The 16,366-nt window shown below is 69.1% G+C and carries 14 protein-coding genes; 10 read left to right on the top strand and 4 right to left on the bottom strand.

All coding sequences use genetic code 11. The features are described 5' to 3' along the window. Positions 1-4 precede the first annotated feature (4 nt). On the top strand, positions 5-967 hold the full coding sequence (locus OG801_RS12330; RefSeq protein ID WP_355017667.1) for a serine/threonine-protein kinase: 963 nt from the start codon (positions 5-7) through the stop codon (positions 965-967). Here the strand turns inward: OG801_RS12330 and OG801_RS12325 are convergent. Continuing rightward, complete coding sequence (locus OG801_RS12325; protein WP_406035913.1) at positions 964-2,910, bottom strand: vWA domain-containing protein; 1,947 nt, start codon at positions 2,908-2,910, stop codon at positions 964-966. The two genes, OG801_RS12330 and OG801_RS12325, sit on opposite strands and share 4 nt — an antisense overlap. Positions 2,911-2,989: 79 nt before the next feature. Between OG801_RS12325 and OG801_RS12320 the strand changes: the two genes are divergently transcribed. From OG801_RS12320 to OG801_RS12280, 9 genes are all read left to right on the top strand, one after another. Then, positions 2,990-3,493 (top strand): DNA-binding protein, encoded by a 504-nt coding sequence (locus OG801_RS12320; RefSeq protein WP_355017669.1) that lies wholly within the window; start codon positions 2,990-2,992, stop codon positions 3,491-3,493. 39 nt (positions 3,494-3,532) lie between these two features. Beyond that, positions 3,533-4,135 (top strand): DNA-3-methyladenine glycosylase I, encoded by a 603-nt coding sequence (locus tag OG801_RS12315; RefSeq protein ID WP_355017670.1) that lies wholly within the window; start codon positions 3,533-3,535, stop codon positions 4,133-4,135. 106 nt (positions 4,136-4,241) lie between these two features. Beyond that, entirely contained in the window at positions 4,242-5,273 is a 1,032-nt protein-coding gene (locus OG801_RS12310) for an iron-siderophore ABC transporter substrate-binding protein (protein WP_406035912.1), read from the top strand. Next, positions 5,270-6,301: a FecCD family ABC transporter permease gene (locus OG801_RS12305; RefSeq protein ID WP_406035911.1), complete on the top strand. Its 1,032-nt coding sequence runs from the start codon at positions 5,270-5,272 to the stop codon at positions 6,299-6,301. The genes OG801_RS12310 and OG801_RS12305 overlap by 4 nt, the downstream gene beginning before the upstream one ends. Before the next feature lie 22 nt (positions 6,302-6,323). Then, on the top strand, positions 6,324-7,364 hold the full coding sequence (locus tag OG801_RS12300; protein ID WP_406035910.1) for a FecCD family ABC transporter permease: 1,041 nt from the start codon (positions 6,324-6,326) through the stop codon (positions 7,362-7,364). Next, positions 7,361-8,176: an ABC transporter ATP-binding protein gene (locus OG801_RS12295; protein WP_355017674.1), complete on the top strand. Its 816-nt coding sequence runs from the start codon at positions 7,361-7,363 to the stop codon at positions 8,174-8,176. The genes OG801_RS12300 and OG801_RS12295 overlap by 4 nt, the downstream gene beginning before the upstream one ends. A 1-nt stretch (position 8,177) precedes the next feature. Then, positions 8,178-9,116 (top strand): siderophore-interacting protein, encoded by a 939-nt coding sequence (locus OG801_RS12290; protein WP_406035909.1) that lies wholly within the window; start codon positions 8,178-8,180, stop codon positions 9,114-9,116. A gap of 83 nt (positions 9,117-9,199) precedes the next feature. Then, positions 9,200-10,930: a sodium:solute symporter family protein gene (locus OG801_RS12285; RefSeq protein WP_355017728.1), complete on the top strand. Its 1,731-nt coding sequence runs from the start codon at positions 9,200-9,202 to the stop codon at positions 10,928-10,930. A gap of 10 nt (positions 10,931-10,940) precedes the next feature. Further along, positions 10,941-11,222 (top strand): hypothetical protein, encoded by a 282-nt coding sequence (locus tag OG801_RS12280; protein WP_406035908.1) that lies wholly within the window; start codon positions 10,941-10,943, stop codon positions 11,220-11,222. 15 nt (positions 11,223-11,237) lie between these two features. On the opposite strand, the gene OG801_RS12275 is transcribed toward OG801_RS12280, so the two are convergent. The 3 genes from OG801_RS12275 to OG801_RS12265 all read right to left on the bottom strand — a co-directional run bounded on the left by OG801_RS12275 (position 11,238) and on the right by OG801_RS12265 (position 16,222). Further along, entirely contained in the window at positions 11,238-11,999 is a 762-nt protein-coding gene (locus OG801_RS12275) for a DUF4097 family beta strand repeat-containing protein (RefSeq protein WP_406035907.1), read from the bottom strand. A 74-nt stretch (positions 12,000-12,073) separates the two neighbouring features. Then, positions 12,074-12,664 (bottom strand): toxin-antitoxin system HicB family antitoxin, encoded by a 591-nt coding sequence (locus tag OG801_RS12270; protein ID WP_406035906.1) that lies wholly within the window; start codon positions 12,662-12,664, stop codon positions 12,074-12,076. Between the two features lie 231 nt (positions 12,665-12,895). Beyond that, positions 12,896-16,222, bottom strand: coding sequence for a (Fe-S)-binding protein (locus OG801_RS12265; protein WP_406035905.1), 3,327 nt, complete (start codon positions 16,220-16,222; stop codon positions 12,896-12,898). Positions 16,223-16,366 lie beyond the last annotated feature (144 nt).

Here is a 16,366-nt window from a genome sequence, read left to right as displayed (position 1 = left end):
GCCGGTGGGCGAGGTCTTCGCGGGGCGCTACGAGCTGCTGGAGCCCATCGCGGAGGGAGGGATGGGCGCGGTCTGGCAGGTCCAGGACCGTCGCGAGGGCGACATCAAGGCCGCCAAGCTGCTGCGTCAGCGCGATGCCGCCTCGTTGCTCCGGTTCATCCGCGAGCAGGCCACCCGGATCCACCACCCGCACGTCGTGACCCCGCTCGGCTGGGCCGGCGAGGACGACAACGTGCTGTTCACGATGCCGCTGCTGCGCGGTGGCTCGGTCGCCATGTTGCTGGGTGACTACGGCGGGCTCTCCGAGCAGTGGGTCGACGCGGTCCTCGACCAGACGCTGGCGGGTCTCGAGGCGGTGCACGCCGCCGGCGTGGTGCACCGCGACGTGAAGCCGGGCAACCTGCTGCTGGAGGTGACCGGCGCGGGCGTCCCGCACGTGCGGCTCTCCGACTTCGGCGTCGCTGTGCCCGCCGACCAGCCGCGGCTCACCGAGGCGAACGTGATGATCGGTACGCCGGGCTACATGGCACCTGACCAGGGGTTCGACCCGGACCCCCGTGACGACCTCTACGCCACCGCGGTCACCGGCCTGCATCTGCTCACCGGGATGAGGCCGCCGCACGATGCCGCGTACGTGCCACCGACGCCGCTGGGGCGGCTGCTGCTGCGCGCGGTCGGCGAGGATCGCGCCGCCCGGCCGCAGTCCGCGGGGGAGTTCCGGCAACTGCTTGCCGAGGCCGTGCCGTCGAGGCCGTGGGAGCCGGGCGAAATCGAGGTCCTGGACCAGTACGCCGCCGGGCGCATGTCGCCTCCGCCCCCTCCGCCTCCGCCGACGCCCCGGGACACTCGGGAGAAGACCGCGATCCGGCGTACGAATCAGCACGACGACCGGCCGGTGTGGCCGATCGTCGTGCTGGCGCTCGCCGGGGTCCTGCTGCTGGCGGGCAGTGCGTTCCTGTTGAGCTAGGCGCGCCGCCTCCGGATCAGCAGCACGGCCGCCGCCGCGAGCGCGGCGATCCCGAGCCCGGCACCGCCGATGCCGGCGACCAGCTTGACCGTGTCGCCGGACGCCTTGGCGTCGTCGTCCGTGCCGGTCCCGTTGCTCGCCTCGTTCTTGCCGGAGCCACCCGAGCCGTCCGGGTCCTCGGCGCCGTCCGCCGAGTTCAGGTTGAGGTCGGCGGTCGGCGGCGTGAGCCCGGAGACTTTCTCGTAGTCGGGTTCACCGGCGCCGTCCTCGCCGACGGTCTCGATGGTGAGGGTGTAGGGCACGTTGATGTTCTCGTCGAGCTGGTACTGCACCCGTACGTAGTGGACACCCGGCAGGCCGGTCGAGGCCTCCGCGTCGGCGTAGTCGAATCGGTTGCGGTAGGCGATGACGTTGGAGAGGGTGCCGGTGCGCCAGGCGTCCGGGCAGTTCTGGAGCAGTCCCGTGGTGCACCAGCTCTCCGGCGACTTGCTGCCGAGGTCGACCGTGGCCTCGCCGCCGAGCGGCCCGATGACGTCGAGTTCCACGCCCGCTCCGAGTCCCCACTCGCGGCGGAGTGCGTCGGTCATCCTGGCGTCGAACTGGGCCTGTAGGTGCTGGCCCCAGCCGACGGGGACGCCGATGACCTGGTTCTCACCAGGATTGATGTCGAAGGAGTATGTGCCGTCCTCGAGGATCGGCGCGTTGGCGATCGCACTGCCCGGGACGATGTCGCTGGTCGGCTCGACCGGCGACAGGTCCGTCCAAGTCGGCTCCTCGGTCTGCGGAGGCAGGGCGTCGAGCGCGGCCGCGCTCACCGGTGGCTCCTCGTAGACCATCAGCTGGACCGGCTTCCCGGCGATCGCACCGGTGTCCTTGCCGCCTGACTCGGTGTCGAAGAACAGCTCGTCGGCGGTGTTGCACGGCGCCTCCGGGTCGGTGTCCGCGCTGTGGGTCGAGCCGAAGATGAGCCGGCTGCCGTCGCCGTGAGTCGTGCTCTGCACGACCGCCCGTCGGCACTGCCTGAGGTCGCCGTTCTCGTCCTCGATGCTGATCTGCGCGTTCAGGTTGCTGACCAGATCCTCGGACTCGCCCTCGAAGATCAGGCCGAAGTGCACGGTGGTGCCCGGCGCGGTGCGCTCGAAGCGGTAGTAGCGCTCGCCGCGGGTCTGGATCGTGTCCAGGTACTGTCCCGCTTTCACGACGGGTGCGGCGGCGGCGTCCGGCGTGCCCTTCACCGGCGTGCCGGTGAACTCGAACGGCCGCAGCGCCCGCTGCGAGGCGCCCGAGATCGACTCGCCGATGCCCTCGGCGTCGTCGGCGTCGTAGTAGGTGCCGTTGCCCTTCTCGGCGATGCACTCCAGCTGCCTTCGGGCCTTGCCTGAGACGGAGAGGCCGACGACGTCGATCTGCAGGTCGATGCCGTGCCCGGCGATCGCCTGCGCTGCCGGGCACGGGTCGCCACAGGTCGACTCGCCGTCGGAGACGAGGATGATCGACCGCTTGCCCTCGGCCCCGATGTCCTCGGCGGCGCGCTCGAGGGCAACCGGGATCGGGGTCTCGCCATAGGGTTTGTAGCCGCTCACCGCCGACCTCAGGTCGTCGCGGTTGCCGGTGCCGGGCTCGACGACCAGCTGGGTGTCCTCACAGGCGCCCTTCTGATTGCGTCCGAACACCTTCGCGCCGAACACCCGCATGCCGACGTCGGCGTCCTCCGGCAGGTCGTCGATCACTGTGTTGAGCGCCTGCTTGGCCGCCTCGATCTTGGTGCTGCCTCCGCCGGCCGGCTCCTTCATCGAGCCGGAGGAGTCGAGCACCAGGATCATCCGGCCGTACGTCCCCTGGGTCTGCTCCTCGGCGGCGGCAGCGGGGGCGACGCCGGTGCCGGCCACGGCTAGGGCGAGGACCCCGGCGAGGCCGGCGGCGATGACACGTCCTGTTCGCATGGGCAGCACCCTAGATTCACTAACGTATACGCCGCAAGTACGTTTGCAAACTTCTTGTCTACTTGTGTAGATTGCCGGCATGGGCGTCGAGGAGAACATCCGGCAGCAGCGCGAGCTGTACGGAGAGCCGCTCGGTGAGCTGGTGCGGCGCGCGACCTCTCCGCTGGGTCTCACCCAGGCGACGACCGCCAAGGTGCTCGGCCTGAGCCCGGCGATGCTGTCGCACCTGATGACCGGGCAGCGGGTCAAGATCGCCAACCCGATAGCGCTGGCACGTCTGCACGCGCTGATCGACCTCGGCGCCGAAGCGGGTGGCCTCACCACCTCCCAGATCAACGAGCGGCTCGACGAGATCCGTGAGCTCTCCTCGGAGCTGACCACCGGCTCCCGTGCCGCGGCCGTCGAGGGTGGTGCGGCGGTGCGCGGCGTACTGCGCGCGGTGGCGTCCGGCCGGGAGCTCCAGCAGGCCGTCGACGCCCTGCGCGATGTCGCCCCCGGCCTGGCCGAGGTCCTCCAGATCTATGGCTCCGGGACCGACGACGAGATCCGGGCTCACTTCGCCTCGATCCGCCATCTGCTTTGAGAAAGGTGGATGTCGGTGGTCGCGGCTAGGGTCGGGTGGATGAGTGAAGCACCATTCCTGGCCCCCGACGGCCAGACGCGCTGCGCGTGGGCCGGAGGGGCGCCGGAGTTCCTCGGCTACCACGACACCGAGTGGGGATTTCCGGCCGGCGGTGACGTACGGCTCTTCGAGAAGATCTGCCTGGAGGGATTCCAGAGCGGGCTGTCCTGGCGCACGATCCTGAACAAGCGCCCCGCGTTCCGGGAGGTCTTCGCCGGCTTCGACTACCACCTGGTGGCCGAGTTCGACGAGGGCGACGTCGAACGGCTCCTGCAGGACGCGAGGATCATCCGCCATCGCGGCAAGATCGAGGCGGCGATCAACAACGCCCGCCGCGCGGTCGAGCTCATCGAGGAGCGCGGGTCGCTGGCTGCGTACGTCTGGGGGTTCGAGCCCGAGCCGCTCGAGGTCCCGGAGGTGGTGGCCACCTCCGCCGCCTCGATCAGCCTCTCCAAGGACCTCAAGAAGAGAGGCTGGAAGTTCGTCGGGCCGACGACGATGTACGCGTTCATGCAGTCGATGGGGATCGTCAACGACCACTCGCTCGACTGCGTGATCCGCGATCGGGTCGAGGCTGAGCGGGTGGCGTTCGTCAGGCCCTGACCGCCCGCTGCGTCGTCCCAAACTCTGGGGGCCGATATCTCGTGGAAACCAGAATGTGTTTAGGCTGTCCTAACTAAGCATTGCCTAACCCGAGGTGGTTCCCCACGTGATCCGTCGTCCCGTACTCATCGCAGTGAGCACCGCGCTTGCTGTCTCCGGCCTGGCTGCCTGCAGCACGGGCTCCACCGACTCCGCCGACTCCGGCCAGGAGTCCACCTCGAAGGCCGACTCGGGTGCCTTCCCGGTGACCATCGAGCACGCCTTCGGCGAGACCAAGATCGAGGAGGAGCCGAAGCGCATCTCCGTCGTCGGTGTCAACGACGCCGACATGCTCCTCTCGCTGGGCGTCGTGCCCGTCAGCATCCCCAAGGTCACCTGGGGCGGCGACGAGGACGGCACCACGCCTTGGTTCGACGAGAAGCTCGAGGAGCTCGACGCCGACATGCCGGCGATCCTCGACCAGACCGACGCCATTCCGGTCGACGAGGTCGCCAAGCAGACCCCCGACCTGATCCTGGCGACCTACTCGGGCATCACCGAGGAGGAGTACAAGAAGCTCTCCGAGATCGCGCCGGTCGTCGCCTACCCGGACCAGCCCTGGGCGACCGCGTGGGAGGACTCCCTCGACATGGTCGGCAAGGCCACCGGTCGCAACGAGCTGGCCGACGAGGTCGAGGCCGACACCCAGAAGCTCTACGAGGACGTCAAGAAGGACACCCCGGAGATCCAGGGCAAGACCTTCGTCTGGGCGGCGCTGTCGACCGCCGACCTCTCCCAGATCCCGTTCTACACGACCGAGGACGCCCGCCCGGACTTCCTCTCCGACCTGGGCATGAAGAACGCGCCGGTCGTCGAGGAGAACACCAAGAAGGGCGAGTTCTTCGCCCAGGTCTCCGCGGAGAGGGCCAGCGAGCTCGAGTCCGACTTCCTGTTCACCTATGCGGTGGAGGACGCGGACGCCGAGACGTACGCCAAGGACAAGCTGATCGGCCAGATCCCCGCGATCAAGGCCGGCCACATGTGGGCCTCGACCGACAACGTCGCCTCGCTCGCTGCCGGTACCCCGACGCCGCTGTCGGTGCCTTACGCCATCGATGAGTTCGTCCCGGGCATCGTCAAGGCTCTCGAGGGTCAGTGACCCTCACGACGACGCTCAACCGAGCCCCGGCCGCGGATCCGCGCGGCCGGGGTCGGTCGTCGATGCTGCGGGTCGTGATCCTGCTCGCCGGCGTCCTCCTGGTCGCCGTCGTCGCCTCGATGCTGATCGGCGCGAAGCTCGTCTCCCCGCTGGATCTGTGGCGTGAGGGCAGCGTCGGTCAGGGCATCCTGGAGACCCGGATGCCGCGTACGGTCATCGGGCTGATGGTCGGCGCCGCGCTGGCGCTCTCCGGCGCCTGTCTGCAAGGTCTGACCCGCAACCCGCTGGCCGACCCGGGGCTCCTCGGGCTCAACTCCGGTGCCACGTTCGCGATGGTGCTGGCGGTCTCGGTCTTCGGCATCGGCTCGCTCAACGCCTACCTCTGGTTCGGCTTCGCCGGCGCCGCGGTCGCCGCGGTGCTCGTGCACACGGTCGCCTCCTTCGGCACCGGTGGCGCGACCCCGGCCAAGCTGGTCCTCGCGGGAGCCGCCGTAGCCGCCGGGGTCACCTCGTGGACCACCGCCGTCCTGCTCACAGACAAGGCCACCTTCGACGTGATCCGGCTGTGGCAGGTCGGCACCATCGGCGGCCGTGGCTGGGACATCGTCCTGACCGGGCTACCCTTCCTCGCCGTCGGTGCGCTGCTGACCCTGGGTGGTGCCCGCACCCTCGACACGCTCGCCCTCGGCGACGACCTCGCGCGCGGGCTCGGACGGCGCACCGGCATCGACCGCGCCGTCATCGGCCTCGGCGTCGTGCTCCTCACCGGCACCGCCACCGCACTGTGCGGGCCGATCGGTTTCGTCGGCCTGATCGTCCCGCACATGGTCCGGGTCATGGTCGGCTCGGCCTACACCCGCGTGCTCCCCCTCTCGGCGGGCTTCGGCGCCGCCCTCACCCTCCTGGCGGACGTGGTCGGCCGGGTCATCTGGCCGCCCTCGGAGATCCAGGTCGGTGTGATGACAGCCGTCGTCGGCGTACCCGTCTTCGTCTTCTTCCTGCGCCGCGGACGGATGGCCGGACTATGAGCGAGCGTCAGCGAGCGAACAGATGAGCGTTCAGTCGATCAACCCCACCGCAGTCGTACGCAGCGCCCGGCGCATCCCGCAGCGGCGGCTCGTCCTGGTGGCCGGTGGCCTGGGGTCGGCCCTGTTCGGGCTGTTCGCGCTCCGGGTGCTCGCCGGCGACTACATCATCACGCTGCCGGACTTCTTCCGGATCCTCGGCGGGGAGGAGATCCCCGGCGCGACCTTCATCCTGATGGAGTCGAAGCTGCCGCGGGCGGTCCTGGGTGTGCTCGCGGGAGTCGCCTTCGGCGCCGCCGGCGCGATCTTCCAGTCGACGTTGCGCAACCCGCTCGCCAGCCCCGACATGCTCGGCATCTCGCTCGGGGCGAGCGCGTCGGCGGTCTTCGCGATCGTGGTCCTCTCGCTGAACGGATCGGCGCTCTCGGTCGCCGGGATCATCGGTGCGGTGCTCACCGCCGTCACGATCCGGCTGGTGGCCGGCAGCGACGGTGGTTACCGGCTGGTGCTCGTCGGCGTCACCGCTGCCGCCGGACTGGTCGCCGTGATCCAGTACCTCTTCACCCGCGCCAACGAGTACGACGCCCAGCTCGCGCTGCGCTGGATGACCGGCAGCCTCAACTCGGCCTCCTGGCCGACGATCCGGATCCTGCTCGTCGCCCTGGTGGTCCTGCTCCCGCTGGTCGCCTGGACGGTGAAGTCGCAGCGGGTGCTCGAGCTCGGTCCGGACGTGGCCAACGCGCTCGGCGTCACCCACCGCTACGCCGACCTGCTGCTCCTCCTCGCCGTGCTGCTGTGTGCGCTGGCGGTCGCCGCGACCGGCCCGGTCGCGTTCGTCGCCTTCGTCGCCGGGCCGATCGCCCGGGTCCTCAACGGCGGGCGTACGACGATCCTCGGTGCGGCGCTGGTCGGCGCCGTCGTGATGGTCGGGGCCGACTACGTCGCGGCCTACGGATTCCCCGGCACCAACCTCCCGGTCGGTGTCGTCACAGGTGCGTTCGGGGCGCCGTTCCTGTTGTGGTTGCTCGCCAGCGGGCGGGCTGGACGAGCTGGAAGGAAGTCATGAGACTCGCTGCGGAGAGTGTGAGCCTCGGCTACGGCGCTGATCCCATCGTCGACGAGGTCTCGCTGGAGATCCCCGATGGCCTGACCACCGTGATCGTCGGTGCCAACGGCTGTGGGAAGTCGACCCTGCTGCGCGGGATGGCGCGGCTGCTCCGGCCCATCTCCGGGCAGGTGGTCCTGGACGGCAAAGCCGTGCACAAGCAGCCCACCCGGGCGGTGGCCAAGACGCTCGGCCTGATGCCGCAGTCGCCGATCGCACCCGAGGGGATCACCGTCGTCGACCTGGTCGGCCGCGGTCGCCAGCCCCACCGGGGCGCGCTGCAGCGCTGGTCGCCCGAGGACGACGCGGCGGTCGCCGAGGCGCTCGAGCTGACCAACACGCTCGACCTCGCCGACCGGATCGTCGACGAGCTCTCCGGTGGCCAGCGGCAACGGGTCTGGGTGGCGATGGCGCTGGCTCAGCAGACCGACCTGCTGCTCCTCGACGAGCCGACCACGTTCCTCGACGTCGCCCATCAGATCGACCTCCTCGACCTGCTCCACGGGCTCCGCTCCTCGCGAGGCACCACCGTCGTGATGGTGCTCCACGACCTCAACCTGGCCGCCCGCTACGCCGACCACCTGATCGCGATGAGCGGCGGAAAGATCGCCGCCACCGGCACGCCCGCCGAGGTGGTCACCGCCGACCGCGTCGAGCAGGTCTTCGGTCTGGAGTCCCAGGTCATCGTCGACCCCGTCTCGGGCACACCGATGGTCGTCCCCATCGGACGTCACCACCGACCGACCGCTCACCCCCACGCACAAGGAGCCTGACATGCCCATCCTCGCCCGCGTCTCGGTGCGCTCCGTCGAGCGCCTCTCCCCGTCCTTCGCCCGGATCGAGCTGGCCGGCGACGACCTGGCCGACTTCGGCAACGACGGCCCGACCCTCGACCAGCGCATCAAGCTCCTCTTCCCGGCCACCCCGGGCGTGCTGCCCGCGCTCACCGCCGAGGACTGGTACACCGAATGGCTCGCCCTCCCCGGGGAGGAGCGCCCGCGGATGCGCACCTACACGATCCGCTCGGTCGAGGGAGAGGGCATCGAGAAGCGTCTGTACGTCGACTTCGTGCTGCACCCCGGCGCGCACGGTCCCGGCTCCGACTGGGCCGGCGCGGCCAAGCCGGGCGACGAGATCCTGGTCGCCGGACCCAAGCTCGGCGAGCCCTACGGCGGGATCGAGTGGCTTCCTGGCGACGCCACCCGGCTGCTGCTGGTCGGCGACGAGACCGCCGTCCCGGCGATCGTCTCGATCCTCGAGTCGCTGCCGGCGGACGCCACCGGATCGGCCTTCCTGGAGGTGCCGGTAGCTGATGACGTACAGAAGGTTTCTGCGCCTGATGGGCTGCAGGTCAGCTGGCTGCCGCGCGAGGGCACGCCCGTGGGCGGCTCGGCCCTGGCCGCCGTCGGTGGGCTGCTCGGCTTCGAGGCGACGCCCGAGGACGTGACCTCGGTCGAGGTCGAGGACCCGGACCTGTGGGAGACCCCGGACTACTCGTCCTCGGGCGAGGAGGTCGCCGGCCCGGAGAGCGGCGCTGGGGACGGTGCTGGGAACGGTGCTGAGAACGGTGAGGACGGGCGCTACGCCTGGATCGCCGGGGAGTCCCGGATGGTCACCGCGCTGCGCCGTCATCTGGTCAACGAGCTCGAGATGCCCCGCAAGCAGGTCGCCTTCATGGGCTACTGGCGAGAAGGCGTGTCGATGAAGGGGTGACCCAGCGCATTTTTGAGGCGTACGCGTGGTTAAGTTTGGTGCGCCCAATCAAATAGAAGGGTCTCGGAATGCAAGCAAGCATCCTGGCCGCGGACACCCTGATCCAGGCCAACGCGGTCGACTATCTCCTCATCGCGATCTACTTCGCGTTCGTTCTCGGCATCGGCTTCCTGGCCAGCCGCGGCATGTCGAGCTCGGTCGACTTCTTCCTCTCGGGTAGGTCCCTGCCCGCGTGGGTCACCGGTCTCGCCTTCATCTCAGCAAACCTCGGCGCTGTCGAGATCATGGGGATGTCGGCAACGGGGGCGCAGGTCGGGCTCCCCACCGTCCATTACTTCTGGATCGGTGCCATCCCGGCCATGCTGTTCCTGGGCGTCGTGATGATGCCCTTCTACTACGGCTCGAAGGTGCGCTCGGTCCCCGAGTTCATGAAGCGCCGTTTCGGCACCGGCGCCCACCTGGTCAACGCGCTCTCGTTCGCGGTGGCGCAGCTGCTCATCGCCGGCATCAACCTCTACCTGCTCGGCTCCATCGTGCACGCGCTGCTCGGCTGGCCGCTGTGGGTGGCCCTGATCGTCGCCGCGGTGATCGTGCTGTCCTACATCACCCTCGGTGGTCTGAAGGCCGCGATCTACAACGAGGTGCTGCAGTTCTTCGTGATCGTCGCCGGGCTGCTGCCACTGACCATCCTGGGCCTCCACCGGGTGGGCGGCTGGGACGGCCTGACCTCGCAGATCGAGAAGGCCGCGGCCGCCAACCCCGACACCATCGCGCCGGCCGCCGACCAGCTCAACTCCTGGCCCGGCACCGCCCTGACCGGATTCTCCTCCGACTTCCTCTCGGTCGTCGGCATCGTGTTCGGTCTCGGCTTCGTGCTCTCCTTCGGCTACTGGACGACCAACTTCGTCGAGGTCCAGCGAGCGATGGCCGCCGACTCGATCAGCGCGGCCCGCAAGACACCGATCATCGGTGCGTACCCGAAGATGTTCATCCCGTTCATCACCATCCTCCCCGGCATGATCGCGGCGGTCCTGGTCACCGAGATCGCCCAGACGAAGGCGGGGGAATCGGTCGCCGGCGGTGCCTCGGGTGAGGGTGTGACCTACAACGACTCGCTGCTCTATCTGATGGCAGAGGTGCTGCCCAACGGTCTGCTCGGCCTGGCGATCACCGGTCTGCTGGCGGCGTTCATGGCCGGTATGGCGGCCAACGTCTCCGCCTTCAACACGGTGGTGTCCTTCGACATCATCCAGGAGTACATCATCAAGGACCGCCCCGACGACTTCTACGTGAAGCTCGGCCGCTGGGCGACCGTCGCGGCGACGGCCATTGCGATCTTCACCGCTGTCCTGGCGTCCAGCTTCTCCAACATCATGGACTACCTGCAGACGCTGTTCGGGTTCTTCAACGCGCCGCTGTTCGCGACGTTCATCCTGGGCATGTTCTGGAAGCGGATGACCGCGACCGCCGGTTGGGCGGGTCTCGTCTCCGGCACCTTGGCCGCGGTGGGCGTCGGCATCCTCGCCGACGGCACGCTCGGCGGGCTCTCCGTCGGCGTCCTGCCGCTCTCGGGCCAGGGTGCGTCGTTCGTGGCTGCCGGTGTGGCCTTCGGCGTCGACATCATCGTCAGCGTGCTCGTCTCGCTGGTGACCGCGCCGAAGCCGGAAGGCTCTCTGAAGGGTCTGGTCTACTCCGAGACCCCGAGGGAGGACCTGGTGGACCCCGAGGACGCCGGTCGCCCGTGGTGGCAGCGTCCGGTGCCCCTCGCGGGTCTCGCGCTGGTCATGGTCACCATCCTGAACGCGATCTTCTGAGGAGACTGAGATGTCCAGCGAATCGAACACAGCCAAGACCAACAAGGGTTTCCTCGGCACGCTGCTGTCGCTCTTCGACATCCGCAACGTGATCGGGTCCCTGCTCGCGGTCTACGGCGTCATCCTGCTCCTGATGGGCCTGTTCGGCGACCCCGAGGTCGACAAGACCGGCGGGCCCAACGCCAACCTCTGGGCGGGCATCGCCCTGCTCGTCGTCGGGGCCGCCTTCATCGCCTGGGGTGTGCTCCGGCCGGTCGTGCCGGACGCGCCTCATCCCACCAAGGAGAAGTAGCCCGCCCTCCCGGGCTCAGAGCCCGATGAGGGTGATGTCACCACTCACGGTGGTGGTGCGGAGCTCGACGTAGGGCTCACCCGCAGCCGGTGCGCCAGCGCTCTCGACAGTGCTGGTGCACCGGCCGGTCACCGTGTTGACGTCGGTCCACACCGGGGTGCCGTTCGGGATCCCGATGCGTACGTCGGAGGAGGCTCCCTTCACCGAGATCCGGCCCGCACTGACGGAGTGGATCGCGAAGTCGCCCGCGCCGGTCGAGTGGCTCACGTCGCCCTCGACCTCATCGATCTCCACACTGCCTGCGCCGGTCTTGGTCTGCAGGTCGTGGACCGTACCGATCCGGATGTCACCGGATCCGGACTTGATCGAGGCGCGCCCGTCGAGGGTGTCCGCCTCGACGTCCCCCGAGCCGGACTCGACCTGGAACTCCTCGGTGACCCGCTCGATCCGAATGTCGCCCGACCCGGTCTGGAGCCAGGCTGCCCGCAGGACGCCCTGCGTGGCGATGTCGGCGGTTCCGGTGCGGGCTCGCAGCTGGCTGCGGGCGGGAACCGTCACGCTGATGTCGTATCGCCGCGAGCGGCTGAACGGGCCCTTGTGCGGGTCGATGATGTTGATCGTGTCGCCGCTCTGCTCGACGACCAGACTCTCGGCGTCGTCGCCGTCGATCTCGACGACGGTCTCGTCGGTATCTGTCGCCTGGACCTCGAGATTGCCCTTGCCGAACTCGACGAACAGCTTGGCGGGGGCGGTGGACATGAAGGTGTACGTGCTCATGATGGTGCTCCTCAGGGTGTGCGGATCTGCCGGACCGGCCGGGCGGCCGTCCGTGGTCGTGCCTAGAGGTCAGGTCAGAGCCAGCCGGTCATCCGGCGGTCGGACCTGCCGCGGTTGCTCCCGCGGAACGGATCGAGGCTGCTCATCGCCTCGCTGACGATGTGTGGGATCGCGGAGAGGTCGACGTCGACGTTGACCGCGTTCTCGCGGGTCGCCGCGCGGACCGCTCCGACGAGCCAGGTGTTGAGGGACTGGCCTGCGTCGGCCGCAGCCTCCTCGGCCTTCGCCTTGAGCGACTCCGGGATGCGGAGGGTCACTCGGGCGAGGGCGTCGTCGCCCTCGGGCTCCGGCGGGGCTGGTGGGGCCGGGGGTGCGGGCGGTGTCGGCGGCGTAGGCGGCGTCGGGGGAACCGGCTCGGCGAGCTCGGGAAGCGTGACCCCGAACTCCAGGTCGCGCCCTCGCAGACGTACGTCCACATTGCCCGCCGGCAGCTCCGCCGTGATCTCCGCGGCCGCCTGGCTCACCGCCTCCATCACCGCCAGCCGAGCGGCCGGGTCGAGGGCGTAGGTGAGCCGCTCCGCGGTCTCCCGCGCCTCCGGTCCCGATGCCTCGGCCGCGGCCAGGAGGTCCCGTCGCAGGCTGTCGATGTACGGCGTGATGTCCATACGCACCACTATGACATCATCATGACGTCATCACAACCCCAATCTGACGCCACGTGATGTCAGGCCCCTCGCTGAGGCGTCACCCCGGTCGGCCGAGACGTCGGGTACGTCGGTCGAGTGGGCACGCTGGTGACGTCTCGGCCGACGCGAGCGACGTCTCGGCTAAATGACGATGACACCTTGTGAATCACTCACAAGGTGTCATCGTCTGGTGCAGCGGACCGCGGTGGGTCAGAGGTCGAAGAGCGACCCTGCCTCGTGGATGTCGACGTCCGTACGCGGCGCGTGCGCGTCTCCGCTCACGGCCGGCGCCGGCTTGGGCTCCGGTGCCGGGGCGGGCTTCTCGGGCTCCGGCTCGGGCTCGGGCTCGGGCGGCGTCTCCACCTCGACCGCCGCTTCTTCGACGGGTGCGGAGGGTGCCTCGTCGACCACGGTCTCCGGGGCAGCCTCGGCCACAGGTGCGGCCTCAGCGGGAGCAGCCGGAGCCGCAGCTGCGACTGCGCCCTCCGGGGCCTCGATGTCGAAGAGCGAGCCGAGGCTGTCGAAGTCGACGTCGGTCTTCGGGTCCGAGGTCACTCCTGAACCTGCCACAGGCGCGGCCGGAGTCGCGGCCTCGACCGGAGCAGCAGGCTCGGCGGCCTTGGCCGTCGTCGGCTCGGGCTCGCTGGCCGGGATGTCGAAGAGCGAACCACCCGCGCTGAGGTCGACGCTCGGCTCCTCGGCGGCCGGCGGAGCAGCCGGAGCCGCGGGCTCGGCTGCCGGAGCAGCCTTCGCCTCCTCGGCCGGTGCGGCCGGGATGTCGAAGAGCGAGCCGCCTCCACCGAGGTCGACAGCAGGCTCCTCGGCGGGCGCCGGAGCGGCCGGAGCTGCCTTCGCCTCTGGTGCGGCAGCAGGCTCCGCCTCCTGAGCCGGTACGTCGAAGAGCGACCCACCAGCTCCGAGATCCGCAGCAGGCTTGTCGGCAGGCTCCTCGGCAGGTGCCTCCGCAGGCGTGTCGAAGAGCGACCCGCCGTCGTCGAACAGCGAGCCACCGGAGGCCGGCTTCTCCGGCTCAGCGGCTGGAGCGGGGGTGTCGAAGAGCGAGCCGCCACCCGACGTACCTCCCGAGGCCGGCTCGGCCGGGGCAGGGGTGTCGAAGAGCGAGGACGCGTCGGCCGGAGCCTTCGCGGTCTCGGTGGTCTCAGCAGCCTCGGCGGGGGAGTCGAAGAGCGACGAACCCGCAGCGGCGGTGGCAGCACCGGCGGCCGGAGCGGCTTCCTCGACTGCCGGAGCAGCCTTGGCGGCGGCACCGACCTTCGCACCCTCGCCCGGGGCCAGCTTGGTCGCCTGCTCGCCCTTCACGGACGCGAGCAGCATCTGCGCGACGTCGAGCACCTCGACCTCTTCGCGTGCGGCGCCGTTGGCCTGGGCCTTGGTCAGACCGTCGGAGAGCATGACGCGGCAGAACGGGCAGCCGACGGCGATCTGGTCGGCACCGGTGGCGACGGCCTCATCGGTGCGGTTCTCGTTGATCCGCGACCCGATCTTCTCCTCCATCCACATCCGGGCGCCACCGGCACCACAGCAGAAGGAGCGCTCGGAGTTGCGGGGCATCTCCTTGTATTCCGCACCCGGCATGATCTGCAGCAGCTCGCGCGGCGGCTCGTAGACGCCGTTGTGGCGGCCGATGTAGCACGGGTCGTGGTAGGTGATCGAGCGCTTCTGGGCGCCCGCACCCTCCGCGACCGGGGTCAGCTTGCCCTCGCGGACGAGGCGGTTGAGCAGCTGGGTGTGGTGGACGACCTCGAGCTCGATGCCGAACTCCTTGTACTCGTTCTTCAACGTGTTGAAGCAGTGAGCACAGGTGGTGACGGCCTTCTTGACCTTGAACTCCTTGAACGTCTCGACGTTCTGCTGAGCCAGGCCCTGGAAGACGAACTCGTTGCCGGCGCGGCGGGCGGAGTCGCCGGTGCAGGTCTCGCCGTTGCCGAGTACGCCGAAGGAGACCCCGGCCATGTCGAGCAGCTCGGCCACGGCGCGGGTGGTCTTCTTGGCGCGGTCCTCGTAGGCGCCGGCACAGCCGACCCAGAACAGCCAGTCGACCTCCTCCAGCGACTCGATGTCCTTGCCGACCTCCTTGACGTCGAAGGGCAGGTCCTTGGCCCAGTCCATGCGCGCGTTGGCGTTCATGTTCCAGGGGTTGCCCTTGCCCTCGAGGCCCTTGAAGAGGCCGTTGAGCTCGGAGGGGAAGTTGGACTCGACGAGCACCTGGTAGCGGCGCATGTCCATGATGTGGTCGACGTGCTCGATGTCGACGGGGCACTGCTGGACGCAGGCACCGCAGGACGTGCAGGACCAGAGGACGTCCTCGTCGATGACGAAGCCGCCGTCCTCCGGGTTGTAGAACCAGTCGAGGACCTCGGCGTTGCTCTCGGCACCGGCCGGGGCGCCGTCGGCCTTGCCGATCAGCGGCTTCTCCTTGAGGTCGGAGTCACCGGCGGCGGCGTACGCGTGCTCACGCAGGCCCATCATCAGCAGCTTGGGCGAGAGCGGCTTCTCGGTGTTCCAGGCGGGGCACTGCGACTGGCAGCGACCACACTCGGTGCAGGTGGTGAAGTCGAGGATGCCCTTCCAGGAGAAGTCCTGGATCGAGCCGACACCGAGGATGGCGTCCTCGGGGATCCGGTCCTCCTCGACGTCCTCGAGGGTGACGGGCTTGCCGTCGATGAGCATCGGCTTGATCGCGCCGAGCGCGGTGCCGAGCGGGCGGGCGCCGTCAACGGCAGAGGTACGCGACCCCGGCTCGCGCTTGAACCAGATGTTGAACCAGGCGGTGAAGCGGTGCCAGGCGACACCCATCGTCAGGTTGGACGAGATCACCATGAGCCAGATCAGCGCGGAGAGGATCTTGAAGGCCGCGATGAGGTAGATGATGTTCTCCAGCGACCCGATCGCGTCGGGACCGGTCGGGTAGAGCGCACCGAAGAACTGCGAGATCGGGAAGTGGAAGCCGGTGGCGTGCTCGGCGTGCTCGCCCCCGTGGGCCAGAGCCAGGTTGTACTCCGCGCCGCGGATGAACAGGATCGCGATCGACTCCAGCAGCACCATCGCCTCGACGAAGAACGCCTGCCACATGACCGAGCCGTAGAACCGGGTCCCGCGACCCAGCTTCTTCGGCTGGTGCAGCAGCCGGTAGATGATCAGGGGGATGATGCCCAGGGCGCCCAGCAGGCCGAGGCCCTCGGCCACCCACTCGTAGAGGAAGAACTTCCCGATGAAGGGGATCGTCCACTCGGCCGAGAAGAGCTGGAAGTACGCCGAGCCGACGGCGGTCGAGAGCACGATGAACGCCGCGAAGGCGAACCAGTGCAGGATGCCGACCCAGGTCCACTGCAGCATGCGCGTGTGGAGGACGGTCTCTTTCAGCATCGTCAGGGTGCGGGCCAGCGGCTGGTCGACGCGGCTGATCGGCGTACCGATCTTGATGACCGCGAGCATCGACCTGACCGCCTTGGTGGTCAGATAGACGGCGGCCACCGTTGTCGCGAGGCACACGACGATGGTGATGATCTGCAACATGCCTAGGCGCTCCTCATCAGGGGGCAGGACTGCCGGAATGAACCGAGCCTAATGCTTGGCGCCGGTTCGAGTGCGTACGGGTGGGTTGATACTACCCGTGAGTAACTTCAGGATGAAGAAACGGCCCGCGACCTGGTCAGGACG

Source organism: Nocardioides sp. NBC_00163, assembly GCF_045206295.1.
Lineage (GTDB): Bacteria > Actinomycetota > Actinomycetes > Propionibacteriales > Nocardioidaceae > Nocardioides.
Note: the sequence above shows the minus strand (reverse complement) of the source record. Positions and strands in the feature narration are given on the sequence as shown.